This window comes from Pisciglobus halotolerans (assembly GCF_900113675.1).
In the GTDB taxonomy this organism is placed as follows: domain Bacteria; phylum Bacillota; class Bacilli; order Lactobacillales; family Carnobacteriaceae; genus Pisciglobus; species Pisciglobus halotolerans.
The window spans coordinates 74,175-91,177 of record NZ_FOQE01000007.1; the positions used below are offsets into that span (position 1 = coordinate 74,175).

General features: G+C 41.1%; 16 protein-coding genes. 2 read left to right on the top strand and 14 right to left on the bottom strand.

Going from position 1 to position 17,003, the window contains the following annotated elements; genetic code table 11:
- Nucleotides 1–105: 105 nt before the first annotated feature.
- The 5 genes from tsaD to BM057_RS04070 form a co-directional block, all read right to left on the bottom strand.
- Nucleotides 106–1,116 (bottom strand): tRNA (adenosine(37)-N6)-threonylcarbamoyltransferase complex transferase subunit TsaD, encoded by a 1,011-nt coding sequence (gene tsaD / locus BM057_RS04050; RefSeq protein ID WP_092091649.1) that lies wholly within the window; start codon nucleotides 1,114–1,116, stop codon nucleotides 106–108.
- Between the two features lie 24 nt (nucleotides 1,117–1,140).
- Nucleotides 1,141–1,614, bottom strand: coding sequence for a ribosomal protein S18-alanine N-acetyltransferase (rimI, locus tag BM057_RS04055; protein ID WP_047390753.1), 474 nt, complete (start codon nucleotides 1,612–1,614; stop codon nucleotides 1,141–1,143).
- A complete protein-coding gene (gene rimI / locus BM057_RS04060; RefSeq protein ID WP_047390755.1) occupies nucleotides 1,604–2,206 on the bottom strand; it encodes a ribosomal protein S18-alanine N-acetyltransferase in 603 nt (200 codons plus the stop codon). The genes rimI (BM057_RS04055) and rimI (BM057_RS04060) overlap by 11 nt, the downstream gene beginning before the upstream one ends.
- Nucleotides 2,190–2,915 carry a tRNA (adenosine(37)-N6)-threonylcarbamoyltransferase complex dimerization subunit type 1 TsaB gene (gene tsaB, locus BM057_RS04065; protein WP_092091651.1) on the bottom strand — a complete coding sequence of 242 codons (726 nt, stop codon included), beginning with the start codon at nucleotides 2,913–2,915 and terminating at the stop codon, nucleotides 2,190–2,192. The genes rimI (BM057_RS04060) and tsaB overlap by 17 nt, the downstream gene beginning before the upstream one ends.
- A 182-nt stretch (nucleotides 2,916–3,097) precedes the next feature.
- Nucleotides 3,098–3,313, bottom strand: a complete 216-nt coding sequence (locus BM057_RS04070) for a hypothetical protein (RefSeq protein ID WP_092091653.1) — start codon at nucleotides 3,311–3,313, stop codon at nucleotides 3,098–3,100.
- A 1,207-nt stretch (nucleotides 3,314–4,520) separates the two neighbouring features.
- Here BM057_RS04070 and BM057_RS04075 point away from each other — a divergent pair.
- Together BM057_RS04075 and BM057_RS04080 are read left to right on the top strand one after the other, a co-directional pair.
- Complete coding sequence (locus BM057_RS04075) at nucleotides 4,521–4,733, top strand: CsbD family protein (protein ID WP_047390760.1); 213 nt, start codon at nucleotides 4,521–4,523, stop codon at nucleotides 4,731–4,733.
- Nucleotides 4,734–4,820: 87 nt separating this feature from the next.
- On the top strand, nucleotides 4,821–5,573 hold the full coding sequence (locus BM057_RS04080; RefSeq protein WP_047390761.1) for an NAD-dependent epimerase/dehydratase family protein: 753 nt from the start codon (nucleotides 4,821–4,823) through the stop codon (nucleotides 5,571–5,573).
- Nucleotides 5,574–5,922: 349 nt separating this feature from the next.
- Here BM057_RS04080 and BM057_RS04085 read toward each other — a convergent pair whose 3' ends face one another.
- The 9 genes from BM057_RS04085 to BM057_RS04125 form a co-directional block, all read right to left on the bottom strand.
- Nucleotides 5,923–6,918, bottom strand: a complete 996-nt coding sequence (locus tag BM057_RS04085) for a LacI family DNA-binding transcriptional regulator (RefSeq protein WP_092091655.1) — start codon at nucleotides 6,916–6,918, stop codon at nucleotides 5,923–5,925.
- Between the two features lie 14 nt (nucleotides 6,919–6,932).
- Nucleotides 6,933–7,982, bottom strand: a complete 1,050-nt coding sequence (locus BM057_RS04090; RefSeq protein WP_092091657.1) for an aldose epimerase family protein — start codon at nucleotides 7,980–7,982, stop codon at nucleotides 6,933–6,935.
- Between the two features lie 3 nt (nucleotides 7,983–7,985).
- The gene (gene galT, locus BM057_RS04095) at nucleotides 7,986–9,482 is read right to left on the bottom strand and encodes a UDP-glucose--hexose-1-phosphate uridylyltransferase (RefSeq protein WP_092091659.1); all 1,497 of its coding nucleotides are present in this window, start codon (nucleotides 9,480–9,482) and stop codon (nucleotides 7,986–7,988) included.
- A complete protein-coding gene (gene galE, locus BM057_RS04100) occupies nucleotides 9,482–10,489 on the bottom strand; it encodes a UDP-glucose 4-epimerase GalE (RefSeq protein WP_092091661.1) in 1,008 nt (335 codons plus the stop codon). Before galE ends, galT begins: the two co-directional genes overlap by 1 nt.
- 1 nt (nucleotide 10,490) lies before the next feature.
- Nucleotides 10,491–11,666: a galactokinase gene (locus tag BM057_RS04105; protein ID WP_047390771.1), complete on the bottom strand. Its 1,176-nt coding sequence runs from the start codon at nucleotides 11,664–11,666 to the stop codon at nucleotides 10,491–10,493.
- A gap of 354 nt (nucleotides 11,667–12,020) precedes the next feature.
- Nucleotides 12,021–12,503: an LURP-one-related/scramblase family protein gene (locus tag BM057_RS04110; protein WP_092091664.1), complete on the bottom strand. Its 483-nt coding sequence runs from the start codon at nucleotides 12,501–12,503 to the stop codon at nucleotides 12,021–12,023.
- A 64-nt stretch (nucleotides 12,504–12,567) separates the two neighbouring features.
- On the bottom strand, nucleotides 12,568–13,143 hold the full coding sequence (locus BM057_RS04115) for an SOS response-associated peptidase (RefSeq protein ID WP_092091666.1): 576 nt from the start codon (nucleotides 13,141–13,143) through the stop codon (nucleotides 12,568–12,570).
- Nucleotides 13,144–13,291: 148 nt separating this feature from the next.
- Nucleotides 13,292–15,049 (bottom strand): ABC transporter ATP-binding protein, encoded by a 1,758-nt coding sequence (locus BM057_RS04120; protein ID WP_092091668.1) that lies wholly within the window; start codon nucleotides 15,047–15,049, stop codon nucleotides 13,292–13,294.
- A complete protein-coding gene (locus BM057_RS04125) occupies nucleotides 15,046–16,776 on the bottom strand; it encodes an ABC transporter ATP-binding protein (protein ID WP_092091670.1) in 1,731 nt (576 codons plus the stop codon). Before BM057_RS04125 ends, BM057_RS04120 begins: the two co-directional genes overlap by 4 nt.
- Between the last annotated feature and the right edge of the window lie 227 nt (nucleotides 16,777–17,003).

A 17,003-nucleotide genomic window follows, 5' to 3' on the forward strand; every position in this document is an offset into this window, starting at 1 on the left:
GCCTTTAAAAGATGATTTGTGCTATCTATCTTTTAGAGTCAGTCCAAAATGGACGCTTATTTTATTTGTTTGCCGTGAACGATTGAAGATGCAAAGACACGTGCTTTAAAGCAGCAATCCCGGCTTTGCATTCAAGTCTAGCGCTGCAAACTCTTGCTTGTCTAATGCTGAAAATGCAGCAGCCCCGATCATGGCCGCATTATCTCCGCAAAGAGATAACGGCGGGATCACGAGCTCAACGTCCGGTAGTTCTTTGGCCATCGTTTCTTTCAACGCTTCACGCAATCCTTTATTAGCCGCTACGCCTCCTGCAAGCAGCAATTGTTTGATTGGATGCTCTTTAGCTGCTTGAACCGTTTTTGTCACCAACACCTCTACCACACTGGCTTGGAAACTGGCAGCTAAGTCTTCGGGATCCAGCTGCTCACCTTTTTGTTCTGCATTATGGACTTTATTGATAAAAGCACTTTTTAATCCGCTAAAACTGAAGTCATAATTGTCTTCTTTGAGCATGGCACGTGGAAAACCATACACATCTTGTCCTTTATGCGCCATTTCGTCGATTTTTTTACCGCCTGGATAAGTCAGCCCTAGCACACGGCCAACTTTGTCATAAGCTTCCCCAGCTGCATCGTCGCGTGTTTCGCCGACAATTTCAAAAGATCCGTCTTCTTCCATATAAACAAGCTCTGTATGCCCTCCACTGACCACTAGGGCTAATAATGGAAACTTCATCGGTTCAACAAGCTGGTTCGCATAGATGTGCCCGGCCATGTGATTGACAGCGATCAACGGCAAATGATGAGCATAAGCTAACGCCTTAGCTGCATTGACACCGATCAGCAGCGCCCCTACAAGACCTGGACCTTGTGTAACGGCAACAGCAGCCAAGTCTTCATAATCGACTTCAGCTGTTTCCATCGCTTCTTCAATGATTTGGGTGACCTGCTCTACGTGATGACGGCTGGCAATCTCAGGAACGACACCTCCAAAGCGCATGTGGCTTTTGATTTGCGAAGCCACGATATTGGATAGAATTTTATTTCCATTTTCAATAACGGCGGCGCTTGTTTCATCACAGCTGCTTTCGATCGCAAGGATCAATTTCTTTTCCATGGTGTTCTCCTTCACACTTTCTATTTAGATATTTTTGAATGTATATTGCATGATGACCGCATCTTCTACCGGCTCCGTGTAATAGCTGTAACGTTTATCTATTGATTTAAAACCCATTCGTTCATACAAATGGATCGCGGCTTGATTTCCTTGGCGTACTTCTAAAAAAATTTGCGTTACTCCGTCAGCTTTTAATTTTTCAAACCAAGCGGATATGAGCCGAGTTGCGATCCCTTGATTTTTCATCGTATTTAAAACGGCTATATTCGTCACTTCTGCTTCATCGTATATTTTTCGGTAGCCAATAAAGCCGATCGTTTTGCCGTTCTGTATGGCTAATCCGTACCCAGCATAGGGATCCATCAAGTCATTTGCAAAAGCTTGTTTAGACCACGGTGAACCATTGGGATAACTTTCAGCCGCTATTTGTATCAACTCCTCAGCAGAAGGCTCAGCTTCTGGTGTAAAGATAAATTGGAGCTCTTTATCATGTTGCATCAACTTGTTCCACCCTCACTAAAGGCTTGCTCATTTCAAGAGCGTCTTCGAGATTGCTGGAATAATACCCTCTTTTGATCTGTCCGTCAACAAATCCCAATTTTCGATATAAGCGTTTTGCTTTCTCATTTGAGATCCTGACTTCCAAACTGAGGACTTTCATTTGTTCCAATATCGACAGACGTTCAAGCTCATGAATCAACCAAGTCGCGATCCCCATACCTTGGTAATCTGGGATAACTGCGACATTTGTAATGTGTGCTTCTCCTTCGACAAGCCACGCACCAATAAAAGCAACAGGCAATGTTTCATGTTTGAGTAAAATATAGAATGCGCGCGTATTGCGTTTCAGTTCATGTTGCAAAGCTGCCGCATTCCACGGCGTCTTTCCGTTGTAACACTTTGCTTGTATCGTCAACATATCTTGAACATGCTCATGTGAAGCCACCAAAACCTGAAGCAGATGCTTTTCAGCAATCAGCAGCTGGCTTTCGCTCAATTCTACTCGCTCTGCTAATCGTTTGTTAGCTACTACAGCAGATGATCCGTTCGGCACTTCACCAATCAGCCATTCTTTAAATTTTTTCAACATAAGCATCCTCCAGCTCGTTTGGATGAGCTTTACGCCAGTTTTCCTCCGCTTCTGCCAGTTTTAAATAGTCTGGGATAAACGTATGAACATCTTCAGCTGCTTTCTCCTGTCCAAGCAGTCCTAGAACACTTGCTCTTGGCAAATGTTGCTGAGAAGGGGCTGCCGTCACCCGTTCCTGTAAATACTGGCGAAAAGTCTCAAGATATTGTTCAACGTCTTCTCCGACTAAAACAAATTGCCCTTCTTTTCGGCTCAAATATTCTGCCCATTGTTCAGCTGAAATATGGGTATCCTCTTCTATTTGCTGTAATTGACCTTGTTCATCGTATTGATAGAGACCTGTGTAAATGTTCCCTCGGCGAGCATCAAATAAAGGGACAATAAAAGCACGCGTTCCAACACAGTTGGCTGCCAAAGTCTCTAAGCTCGACACACCGGCCAGCTCCTTACCTAAAGTCCAAGCTAACGTTTTAGCCGTTGTCACCCCGATACGCAATCCTGTATAAGACCCAGGACCTTTAGCGACTACGATCCGGTCGAGCTGCTCTGGCGATTCATTCACTTCTTTCAAAAGTGCATCAATCGCTGGCATCAATCGCTCACTATGATTGCGTTTGATATTGGTTGTCCACTCTCCGATCACTCGTTTGTTTTCCAATACCGCAATACTCATCGCTTGATTAGAAGTATCCATTGCTAATACTTTCACGATTTTTCTGTCCTCATTTCATTTTTTTGATAGCTTTATTTTAGCATAAATCAGATGGAAGATTAAGCAGCAGTCTGTCCATATACGAAGCTTCAGTTATTCCATATGTTTAAGTTGGTTTTATACTCACCTCACCTTTGCCTTTATACAAAGCAGAGCTAAAGTTTTAAAATAACAGCGAATCAAGCATTGTCCCCAACGATGATTGTCCAGAATAACAAATATAATGAAATGCAAATGATCAATGCGCCTATCACGATACTCATGGCAGCTGAAACCTTATTTTCTTTTCGCATTTTAATTCCAGCAGCTAACAGTAGGATGCCGCCAATCAGAAAAACAACTTCAACTAGCAATGCCGGCCATTTGATTTCTATTGATTTTTGAATGAAGTTCATAAACTCCTCCCCTTTTTTATCGGTATAACTAAAATGAATGGCAGTAGATATATAGATGAAACAAAGATAGATAGTATCATTAACACGACAACAATCACAATAAACTGTAGATAAATACTTACTGAATGAATCATGCAGTTATTCCCGCTTCTGCTGTCCCGATGCGTGAAGTGAACCAATCAGACTTAAAGAGCCTGTAGTTTCCTTAAGGTTTCGAGCTTGATTGATAGCATCAATCTTAACGAAAGGGTACAAAGCGAGTGGAGCGAGGCTTTGCATCCGCAAAAATCTTTGGGTTTTCTCCTTATCATGTTGGGATGATTTGCTGCCAAACTGCATAACAGTCGATTCTGTGAACGAGTTGAAGCTTTTACGCTCTGAACTTGATCACAGCAGCCTAGTCTGTAAACGAGTTGAAGCTTTTACACTCTGAACTTGATCACAGCAGCCTATACTGCGAACGAGTTGAAGCTTTTACGTTCTGAACTTGATCACAGCAGCCTAGTCTGTGAACGAGTTGAAGCTTTTATGCTCTGAACTTGATCACAGCAGCCTAGTCTGTGAACGAGTTGAAACTTTTACACTCTGAACTTGATCACAGCAGCCTAGTCTGTGAACGAGTTGAAGCTTTTACGCTCTGAACTTGATCACAGCAGCCTGGGCTGTGAACGAGTTGCAGCTTTTTTACTCTGAACTTGATCACAGCAGTCTGGGCTGTGAACGAGTTGAAGCTTTTATACTCTGAACTTGATCACAGAAGCCTGGGCTGTGAACGAGTTGAAGCTTTTACACTCTGAACTTGATCACAGAAACCTGGGCTGTGAACGAGTTGAAGCTTTTACGCTCTGAACTTGATCACAGAAGCCTGGGCTGTGAACGAGTTGAAGCTTTTACACTCTGAACTTGATCACAGCAGCCTAGTCTGTGAACGAGTTGAAGCTTTTACACTCTGAACTTGATCACAGCAGCCTAGTCTGTGAACGAGTCAAAACTTGCAACTACTACTAAAAAAGTAGCAGAAAACATTGTCAGCAGTATATTTTCAATTTGTTAAACAAGCATTACACATTAAGACAACATAGGAATGAGGCGTCATTAGGAAAGCAAAAGCATATTGTTTGCCTAAATAAATGAAAGCCGTTAAACTTTAGATGTATCAATGGTAATGCTTTATTTATCCATTAAAATTTATTAGGAGGCGTTAGATATGGTAGAGCATCACGATCACGACAGCGGAATGAAGGACAAAGCAAAAGGTCTTAAAGACAAAGCAATGGGAGAAGCAAAAGATACTTTCGGCGACATGACAAATGACGCATCAACAAAAGCCAAAGGTAAAGCTCAAAAAGCACAAGGCGAAGTTGAAAAGAAAGTCGGCGAAGCAAAAGATAACTATAAAGACAGACACGAAGATAGATAAGATCTTAGACATAGATCGATGTTTTTCTCTCAGAGATACGATCTCTGAGAGATTTCTTATTTATGAAAAATTAATAGGAGGACTGTTATGGCTAACATATTGATTACAGGTGCAACTGGGGCAATCGGCTCCAAACTGGTAGAACATTTAAAGCCAAATCATCATTTAACCCTTGTCAACCGTTCTTTTGATGATGCGCCTGCATCCTTAACAGAAGGGACAACAACAAAACCGTTAGACTTGGTCGAAAGAGAAAACTGGAATGGGCTATTAGAGGGTATTGATTATGTGATTCAATTGGCAGGTCAAGCAGATGCAACAGCAGGCTTTTATGAAAGTTTACTAGATTTAAATTATAAGCTGCCCTATAACTTGTTTGAAGCTGCAGCCGAAAGCAAGACCTTAAAACGAGTAATCTATGCCAGCTCGATCCACGCTTCTGATGCTTATCCACAAAATGTACAAGTGAAAATTTCTGATATACCAAGACCAGCTGATCTTTATGGTGTATCAAAAGTTTATCTTGAAGGATTAGCCTCTTATTTTGCTTATAAAAAAGGTGTAGAATCAATTGGCATCAGAATTGGCAATTTCCAAGGCAGCGATGATGAATTTGAACCCGATTCATCTCCTCAAATGCACGCCATGTATCTTTCCAGTAGAGATATGTGTCATTTGATCGATTGCTGTTTATCGGCCGAGTTGGATGAACCTGCACTTGTTATCAATGGCATCTCTAACAACACCTTCCCTCGCTTGGATATTGACCAAGCACGAGTGAAAGTCGGCTACCAGCCGAAAGACAACGCTTTTGAAAAAGCAGGAATTTTTAAGAAATAAAGAGCTGAGAAAATCTCAGCTCTTTTTTTTATGATCGATGTTTAAATAATGGTTACTAAAAATAGATGGTCAATCACACATTTTCCTTTTGTTCAGCAGACAATGGGCAACAGGAAATACTTTTTACATGACTGCTCAATCCCAATCCAGCCCAAAATTCAGATAATGGTTTTGCTTTTTCATTTTCCTGCCGTCTCTATCGACCTCGCTCCACATTGTCATGACTCTTGCGATTTTAATCGCTTAGAGACATGATACACTTTGCCGGAACGGCAACAGTGCTTCCGATAATGGTTTTGCTTTTTCATTTTCCTGTCGTCTCTATCGGCCTCGCTCCGCATCCGGGTTTTTAGTAGCTGCTTTCTCTGATGATGAGGTCAGTGGAGAATTGGATTTTTTTGGCGACTGTTCTTTCTGAGTTGATTTTGTCTAGCAGTAAATCAAAGGCTGTTTCGCCCATCAAGTCGGTAGCGACTCTCACTGTGCTCAGTGTAGGGAAGCTATATTTGGCGACGCTCATATCATTAAAGCCAATGATGTTAATGTCATCGGGCACTTTCTTTTTCTTTGCTTGCAGCGCACGCAGGCAGCCGATCGCTAATGCATCATTGGCGACAAAAAAGGCAGAGGGCATATCTTCTTTGAGTGTTTCAAGAGCTGCTTGCATGGTTTGTTCTCCTGCAGTCACACTGAAAGCAGGCGCTACAAACAAATACTTCTCTTGATACAATTTGATTTTTTCCAAAGATTGTTTGAAAAAGGTCAAGCGTTTGTCAATAATCTGGTCAGATTGATCACCATAGCTTTCTTGTCCGCCAATAAAGCCGATTTTTTGATGTCCTTTTGCCTCAAAATGATCGACCACACTTGCAACGGCTTGCTCAAAATCAACAACAACAGAATCTAATTTCTGCATCGACTGATCTGTATCGACAAAGCAAAGACATTTCGTCCAGCTTCTCAATTGTTTGATCTGTTGGTCGCTAAATTTTCCAATGGCAATGATCCCCATGATATCCGCTGACATTTCAAAAGGCGTATCTTGAAAGACGCGCACGACTTCATATCCTTCTGCTTCAGCTCTTTTTTCGATCCCTAAACGTATCGACAAGTAATACAAGTCATTTGCTTCTTCTTGTTCTGTATACCATTGTACGATCGCAATCTTGGCTTCTTTTTTCAAAATCTTTTTCTGGTGTTTCGTGTAAGCCAAAGTTTTTGCTGCTTTAAAGATTTTTTCTTTTGTTTCATTACTAACAGAAAGGGTTTCATCTTCATTCAATACACGCGAGACAGTTGCACTGGAAACACCGGCCATTCTAGCAATGTCTTTAATAGTTGCCACTGCTCCGCCTCCTTTTACTGATCTTGTTCAAATTGAAAAATCGTCTCTGAGTGAAAGACCTCTCCCGGGTACAAAATGGTATGACCAAAATGTTGATGGTGAATAGCATCTGGCAATTGCTGTGTTTCTAGCGCAACTCCAGCATAAGGTTCGACTTTCTTTCCATCAATTTGATAGTTTCCGCTTACACCATTATGGGTATAAACCACAACAGCATCACGGTCTGTCGTGATGACTACTTGTCGTCCGCTATTTGCTTCGCTGAGGATCACATCTGGTTTCGCTGCTTCATGTGTCAGTAAGAATGGCGTATCCAAGCCGCCATTCATTTTCAACTGGGGATGTTCGCTTTCGATCGCCTTGACTAGCGGTTGTGGTTCTCTTAAATCAAAATCCGTTCCTTCGACTGGCATCAGCTTACCTGTTGGAATCAAGTCTGCTCTTACTTCCGCCACATGGTCACTTCTGATTTGCAGTTCGTGCTGCTTTATCGTTTGCTCATGATTGCCTGTCAAGTTGAAAAAGATATGGTTCGTCGGATTGAATAAAGTTGGTTTATCCGTAGTTGCTTCATAATGAATGATCCATTCATTTGCCTCAGTCAGTGTATAAGTAACTTTCACGTCCAGGTTTCCTGGGTAGCCATTTTCACCATCAGGGCTAAAGTAAGAAAAAACCAGATGAGCTGTATCCCCGTCTTCTACTAATGCTGTATCCCAAAGATAAGCATCAAAAGCAGGATTTCCGCCGTGATGATGATTTTTGCCTTCACTTTGCTGCAGTTGATACGTTTCGCCTGCTAACGTAAATTTTCCTTCGTCGATTCTTCCTGCTGTACGTCCCACTAAACAACCGTAAAAAGGACGATATTGCACATAATCTTCAATATCATCAAATCCGAGCACAATATTTTTAAACTGTCCTTTTCGATCTGGTGTCCGTATGCCCGTCACTGTTCCGCCAAAATTCAATGCTGAAAGCGAGAGCCCTTGCTTGTTTTTTAAAGTGTATTCATAAACAGGGCGCCCTGCAAGTTCACCGAATTGCTTTTTCGAGAATTCCATTTCTCATCCCTCCTTTTTTTGTAACTTTTCAATAAAACGTAAGAAAGCTGTTTTTCCTTCTTCCGTCGTTTTATAAACGCCAGCATCTTTTAATACTTCTAAAAAGACTTCACCAACGGCCTCTTTAATCACTTCTTGTACATTTTCAGCAGTGACTGTGTTGGATTCCTTTAGCATAACTGCCCATTCTTTGTGATAGTCTTTCATTTCGTTAGGCTGATCAAGCAAATAACGCGCAACTTCTTTTAGTTCCGGTTTCAAGCGCGGCGGTAAAATTGCTAACCCCATTACTTCTATCAATCCAATGTTTTCTTTTTTAATGTGTTGGACTTTTGGATGCGGGTGAAAAATACCGTCTGGGAATGCAGTCGAGGTTCGATTGTTCCGCAAAACTAAGTCAATCTCGTAAGCCGCTCCTTTTCGCCGAGCGATCGGTGTGATGGCATTATGCGGCTCTCCATTTGAAAAAGCTACAATGTCAGCGTCCTCGTCTGAGTACCCTTCCCATTCGTTTAAGATAAAAGCTGCCGCCTGCACCAATTCTTCTTTGTCCAAGCTGTTCAACCGGATCACCGACATCGGCCATTTTACGATTCCTGCCTGAACTGTAGAAAAAGCAGGCAAATCAAATGAATACATCACTTCTGCTTTCTCCATTGGAAAAGTATGTCTTCCCCCTTGATAGTGATCATGAGACAAAATAGAACCGCCAACGATCGGCAATCCTGCATTTGAACCAACAAAATAATGCGGCAGCGTTTCGACGATAGCTAACAAATTGCGGTAAGCCGTTTGATCTACCAACATTGGCCGATGTTTAGCAGATAGAAAGATCGAGTGTTCTGGATAATAGGCATACGGAGAATACTGGAATCCCCATGTTTCATCATTTACATTCATCCGAATGATCCGATGATTTGCTCTTCCGGGATGATTCAAGTTCCCTTCATATCCTTCATTTTCCATGCACAACATACAGGCAGGATAGCTTGAAGAGGGCAACGCTCTCTGCATAGCAATTTGTCGAGAATCTTTTTCAGGTTTTGACAAATTGATCGTGATTTCTAAGTCGCCAAATGCAGTTGCTTTTGTAAAAGCAATATTTTTTGCAATGCTGCGCGTTTTGATGTAATTGTTCTCTCTGCTCAAGTCATAAAAATAATCCGTTGCTTTTTTCGGGTCTTCTTCATACAAAGACCAGAATCGTGTGTTCACTTTTGAGGGCAGCGGTGTCAGAATATCCATGATCTCTGCTTCTAAAATATCTCGTTCTGACTGCATCTCTTCAATCGTGCCGTTTTCAACGGCTCCCTCTACTAATTGATCTAAAACTTCGAGTAACGGCGGTAAGGGACTGCTTGGTTTCTGTTTCAATTCGACCTCTTTTTTGCCCACTAAGCTCAGCAGACGATTGGTCCAGTAAATACTGTCCATTCTTTGAAGGAGTCCTTTAGTTAAACCAATGGCAATAAAATCCACGATGGCCTGATCCATACTCATCACTCCTTTTCTGATGCTGGTGTGCCATAGCCCTGTGGATGACTTTCATGCCAATTCCAGGCAGAAGCAATAATGTCTTTTATGCTAGTATACGCCGGTTGCCAACCTAAAATCGCTTTAGCTTTGTCGCTTGAAGCCACCAAGGTACTTGGATCTCCAGCCCTTCTTTCCACCACTTCAGCCGGGATTTCTTTGCCAGTGACTTCACGAGCCGCTTCTAACATCTCCTTGACAGAAAAGCCTTCATTGCTGCCCAAATTGAAGATATTGCTCTCATGGCCGTCTTTTAAATATTGAAGTGCTAAGATATGTGCATTGATCAAATCTGTCACTTGTACGTAATCACGGATACAAGTTCCATCTGGCGTATGGTAATCATCACCAAAGATTTTCAGTTTTTCTCGTTGTCCTAGAGCTGTTTGCAAAATGATTGGAACCAAATGGGTTTCTGGATCATGGTCTTCTCCAATACTGCCGTCTGCCTTTGCACCTGCCACATTAAAGTAGCGTAAAGCGACAAACTTCATATCATAAGCTTGGTCACACCATTTCAGCATGCTTTCCATCATTAATTTTGATTCACCATAAGGATTTTCAGGATGCGTTTCGGCTGTTTCCAAAATCGGTACTTCCTTTGGTTCTCCATAAGTAGCTGCAGAAGAAGAAAAAACGATCAATTTAACACCGTATTTTCCCATCATTTCTAACACTACTTGTGTGCCGTAAACGTTGTTATTAAAATACATTAAGGGATTTTCCATTGATTCGCCGACTAACGAGTTGGCTGCGAAATGAATGACGCCTTCAACAGCTTCTTTTTCAAAAACAGATGCCATAAAAGCTTTATCGCGAATATCTCCTTCATAAAAACGGGCTTTTTTTGCGACAGCTTCTTTGTGGCCTGTTTGTAAATTATCAACGACCGCCACATCAAAGCCTTTTTCGATCAATTGATCTACACCATGTGAACCGATGTAACCTGCTCCTCCTAATACCAATACCGTCACTTTACTTCAACTCCTTTAATACTTTTGCTCCATCACTAACTTGTGCAACATAAAACTCGGCAGGGTGACCGATTTCTTTTTCATACACTTTTCCTACTTCATCTACAAAACGTTCAACAGCTTCTTTTTTTACAATCGCGATCGCACAACCGCCAAATCCAGCGCCTGTCATCCGAGCACCTACTACATCAGGCTGCTTCCAAGCTTCATGGACCAAGGTGTCCAATTCAATCCCCGTGACTTCGTAGTCTTTTTCGGTTGATAAGTGTGAATCATTCATCAATTGTCCAAATGCTTCTAAGTCGCCGTCTTTCAAAGCTTGTGCTGCCTTTATCGTTCGCTGATTTTCATAAACAGCATGTTTGGCACGTCTTTCCAATACGTCGTCGTGAATAGCCTCTCGATGGGTTTCAAATGTTTCTTCGTTCAAGTCACCCAGTGTATCGATATCTATAACCGTTTGCAATCTTTTCAAGGCTTCTTCACATTCGCTGCGGCGTTCATTATATTTTGAATCTGCTAGTTCACGTCGTTTCTTCGTATTCATGATCACGATCACATTCCCATGGAGCTCCAATGGTATCTTTTCATATTGCAATGAATTGGTGTCTAACAGCAACGCATGATCTTTTTCACCCATTCCTACTGCAAATTGGTCCATAATACCAGAATTCACGCCGATAAATGCATTTTCAACTTTTTGTCCGATTTTGATCAATGCTAACTGATCGATGTCTAGTTGGAACAATTCTTTAACGATCACTCCTGTCAGCAGTTCGATAGAAGCCGATGATGACAAACCGGCGCCATTTGGTATGTTGCCTTCGATCAAAATGTCCATCCCTGAAGAAACGTTATAACCTGCTTCTTTCATATACTTAATGACACCTTTAGGGTAATTGGCCCAATTGTCTTCCTTTCGATACTGCAAATCATTTAGATAAAAAGAAATGATCCCTAAATCCGGAAAGTTCTCCGAGTATAGATTGATTTGACCATCTTCACGTTTTACCGCTGCTCCATATGTTCCCAATGTGATGGCACACGGAAAAACATGACCGCCGTTATAATCTGTATGTTCTCCAATTAAGTTGACACGTCCAGGGGCAAAAAAAAGGTGAGGATGAGTTGCACCAAAACGTTCTTTAAATGCTTCTTTCAATCGTTTCTTATCCATTCTGCTCTCTCCTTTAAAACGTTTTCGTTATTTCCTTCATTCTAGTTCTTCCAGTAAAATTATTCAAGTAAACTTTAGTAAACTTTTTCAATTCTTCATCTTCTAACGTTGGTAAAGGAATTTTCTCCGACCGACGGGACTACTGGAATTTATAGAAACAGGGTTTTAACAAATCCTGCATTGACAAGATCATTTTTTATTGACTAACGTTAAATAGAGTAGAACCAGCTTTTTCTATCCCTTCTTTTTTCATATTAAAAAAGATGCAGAAACTGTGTAGCGAATCCCACCAGTTGGACCAATCCTAACCGGTGCAGATAGCACACAACCTGCATCTTTCTTTATTTAATGGCTTTATTTTTCTGCTTCTTCTATCTCTTTTTGGATCGCCCAGACAGCTGCAACGATTCCTAAAGGCAGCTTGGGATGGATACCATCCTTAACTTCCAAAATAAATGTTTCGCCCATTGACAGTTTTTTCTTTTTCAATGTAGCAATCGTTTTGAAGTTATTTTTGATATGGTAATCATTGCCTTCCACATCTCCTGAAAGCCTCCATTTAGAAATACCGATTTCATAGTCAGAGCCTATCCAGCTCTTGTCTTTTTTTACAGTAGCCAACTTTTCGTGCTCGTCAGAAATCGTATACTTTGGATGCTTGCTGAGCTTATTTTCTTCGATCGTCACAACTTTTTCATTTAATGGATTTGAAATGTTGATTTTGTTGCCCATCGAAATCAGTTCGCTTTTGATCTCAAATAACACATCATCTTCTTCATCTCTCACCAACAAGGTATCGTGCCAAGCAAACCGTTTTGCCTTAATGTACAGTTTCATTTTCTTCAGCTCTTTTCTTGTTTATTCATAACCATCAAAGTTTTTTTGTTCAGTGCATCGCACATCAGTGGATGATCAATTCGCCGTTGAAAGGATGCAGCAACTGCTGAATATCTTCTATAGCAGTCTGCTGACTGATATATCGTTCTTCATCTTCTTTTTCTAGGATTACCGGCATCCGATGGTGGATGGTTTTCATTTGCTCATTTGCTTCCGTCGTTAATAGGATAAAAGCAGGTCGTTTCTCGCCACTTTCTCCTTCATACCAATCATAAAAGCCAGCAATCGAAAAAATCGACAAGTGTTTTACAGAAATTTCTCTTTTTTGCTTTTTATCTCCTCTTTTTTCCCATTCAAAAAAAGAGGTTGCGGGTATGAGACAGCGATTTGCTTGAAAAGGCTCGCGAAATGTAACTTTTTCAAGCACCGTCTCTTCACGAGCATTGATCAAAGGTCTTTTGGCAAAGGCTGGTGTCAGCCCCCAATAAAATAAACCTGAACGCTTTCCTGGCAAGACCACTGGTACAGTATTGGTTGGAAAAATCTCTGCTCCTTCATCAAAAGAAAAGGGAATATCTTGAAGATCATATCGCTCCATTAGCGCTTGCGAATTTGCTGTGAAAGTATAACGACCACACATGGGATTCCGCTCCTTTTTCTACAGCATAGCATGTTCAGAAAAGAGATGCTATCCAGATACATTTCACCAACACCAACAATAAATCTTTCATGATCTCTAGCAACGCAGCTTTCTTTTATTGCTGCTGTCGAAAGCTGATCAGAACAGTCTAAGCTTCTTCAGCAAATTGACTGTGGTATAGTTTTTCATAAAAACCGCCTTTTGCCAGCAAACTTTCATGAGTGCCTTTTTCAACGATATGTCCTTGATCCATGACAAGGATCAAATCAGCATCCCGAATAGTTGAGAGACGGTGGGCAATGACAAAGCTCGTACGTCCTTCCATGACTTTTAACATGGCTTTCTGGATCAATGCTTCTAATCGTGTATCGACTGAACTGGTGGCTTCGTCTAAAATCAAAATTTTAGGATCAGCGATCACCGCACGCGCAATGGTCAACAGTTGTTTTTGCCCTAATGAGACATTAGTACCTTCTTCATTGATCAACATCTCATAACCATTGGGCATTGTACGGATAAAGTGATCGACATTGGCTGTCTTAGCTGCATCTACCACTTCATATTCCGTTGCATCTAGTTTCCCAAAGCGAATGTTTTCCGCGATCGTTCCTGGATAGAGCCAAGCATCTTGCAGAACCATGCCAAATAATGAACGAACATCACTACGGTTCATCTTTTGTGTATCAATACCATCGATCTTGATCGCGCCTCCTGTCACATCATAAAAACGCATCAATAAGTTGATCAACGTTGTTTTACCCGCTCCAGTAGGTCCCACGATCGCGACCGTTTGACCAGCTTTTACATCAAAGCTCAAGTCTTCGATCAACGGTTTTTGTGGATCATAGCGAAACGAAACTTGTTCAAACGTAACTTGTCCTTTGATCTTTTCTGGTAATGCAATATCTTCCTTGTTCTCTTTTTCTTCTGGTTCATCCAATATTTCAAAAATACGTCTAGCTGCAGCTGAAGCACTTTGCAGAACAGAAGACAGCTGTGTAATGGTGCCCATCGGCTGGCTGATTTGCCAGACATATTGTACAAAAGCCTGCAGTTGACCAACAACGATCACACCTTGGATCACATATAAGCTTCCCATTACAGCGATGCCGATATAACTGCCATAAGCCGTTAACTGTACCAGCGGCATCATCAAGCCAGAGATAAAAGCAGCACGAAAGCCATAAAAATTCAAGCGGTGATTAACTTCTTTGAAATCAGTCAAAGATTCTTTTTCTCGTCCGAAAGCTTTCAAAACACTGAAACCTGTCATATTTTCCTGCACAAAACCGTTTAGTTCTCCTAAAGCGTTTTGCTGCTTTTGAAAGTACTTTTGTGAAACGTGAATGACGATTCTTGAAATCACTAAAGATAAAGGAATCATCAACAATGAAAAAGCAGCCATCGCAAGATTGATATATACCATCATCACTGCCGCCATAATGATGCCTAAAATGGCTGTCAAAATAGCAATAAAACTTTGCTGAAGAGCATTGCTCAACGCATCTACGTCATTTGTGATGCGTGATAGAATATCCCCCTGCTGATGGCGATCAAAGTAAGAAACGGGCAGGCGATTGATTTTTTTCTCGATGTCTCGTCTTAAGTCTTCCATGGCTTGCTGAACCACATTCGTCATCAAAAAACCAGCAGACATTTGGCTAGCAGCATAGCCCAATCCAATCAAGAAAATACCGACTAAACATTTTAAAATATAAGAAAAATTAAGGGTTTCATTTGCGGCGATATTTTTTGAGATCTCAGTGATGGGCAGCCCTGTTACATAAGGCAAAGCTGCATTGAAGCCAACAGTCAAAACAGTTAGCACGATAACGAGGGTAAATATTTTTTTATAGGGAGCCAAGTAAGCAAATAAACGCTTCAAAGCTTTCCAGGATGTATTCATGCTAATTCCTCCTCTGTTAGCTGTGATGCTGCGATATCATAGTAAACGGAAGATGTCTTCAATAATTCTTGGTGTGTTCCGATGCCGACAATATTGCCCTCGTTTAATACAATGATCTTATCTGCATGCATGATCGTACTGATGCGTTGCGCTACGATCAAGACAGTGGCATCCGTAGTTTCTTTTTTTAGTGCTGCTCTCAAAGCTGCATCTGTTTGAAAATCTAGAGCAGAAAAACTATCGTCAAAAATATAAATGGCCGGTTTGCGAATAATGGCACGTGCGATCGCTAAACGTTGCTTTTGACCACCTGAAAAGTTTGCCCCGCCCTCTGAGAGCACTTCATCAAACCCTTTTTCTTTTTGCTCAATAAAAGCGGCAGCTTGAGCAATTTCAGCTGCTTTTTTCATCTCCTCCAGTGTCGCATCTTCTTTTCCAAAACGTAAATTCTCAGCAATAGTTCCTGTAAACAATAAAGCCTTTTGCGGAATATAACCGATTTTGGCTCTTAAGGCTGCTAATGAATAGTCGCGGACGTTCACGCCATCGATCAGAATTTCTCCTTTTGAAACATCGAAAAAGCGTGGAATCAGCTGAACCAAAGTCGATTTCCCGCTGCCGGTACTACCGATAAACGCAACGGTTTCACCAGGACTGGCTGTAAAGCTCACATTTCGAATCACAGGACTTTCTGTATGACCTGGATAGGCAAACGTCACGTTATTGAAAGTAAGATAACCTTCTGTTGAAGTCTCTTCCTGACCTTCTTCATTGCCTTTAACAGTCGGTTCTGTATCAAACACTTCTTGGATCCGCTTAGCAGAAACATTTGCTCTCGGATACATCATAAATACGCTAGCAAATAGCATAAAGGAAAAAAGAGCGTGAAAAATGTATTCGATAAAAGCAATCAAGTTCCCTACTTGTAGCGTTCCGTTATTGATTTGCACACTACCAAACCAAATGATCAATACCATCACCACATTAAAGAAAAAGAAGAAAGCTGGTTGAGCGGCAATCATCAATTTATACAATTTCTTTGAACTTTCTGCGTAATCTTTGTTGACACGATCAAAACGCTCTTCTTCAAATTTTTCATTTACAAAAGCGCGGATAACCCGTAATCCAGATAAGTTTTCCCGCAGAATACTATTCACTCGATCTAGGTTCTTTTGCTGCTTTACCGATAAAGGATCTGAAAATTTTGCAATGATCACAACGCCAATCAGTAAGACCGGTAAAGAAAAAATAACAGCTAGCGACAATGAAGGACTCGTTCGCATGACCATATACAAACTTGATAGAAACATCATCGGTGTCATAAAACCTGTACGCAAAATAATACCCATAAACAACATGATTTGATAAGCGTCATTCGTAGTTCTAGTGATGAGCGAAGACACGCCAATATCTTCATACTCTTGATGAGAGAGCGTTTGAATCTTCTCATACAAGTCGTCACGAATATCTCGTACGATCGTTGTCGTTAGCTTGGCTCCAAAAAAGCCGAGCAGAATATTCAAGGTGATCCCGATCAAAGTGATGCCGATCATCAGCATCCCTTGGCGTTTAATGTAGTCGGTATCTTGATTGACTACACCAACGTCGATCATCTTTGCCAATAGAGTCGGCAACCCCAACTCGATCAAAATAAATCCAAATACGCAAATAAAATCGAGCAGCAGTAATCTTTTATTCCGCATTGTATATCTCCACATTAGTTTCAATCCATCATCTCCTCGTTCTCCTGCATTTAGGAAGATTATTATTCAACATCCGTTGAGCAATCGTTATCCTAAAAGCACCTTATTAACTGCTTTGTTTTTAGCATATTGGCTTCATTATAGCAATATCTTGACCTGCAAAGATAGTATAAATTTTTGAAAAATAACAGTTTTTTTTGCTTGAAGAATAAAATGTGTAGATTTTTTTGCTGTCATCTTACAGCACTTCA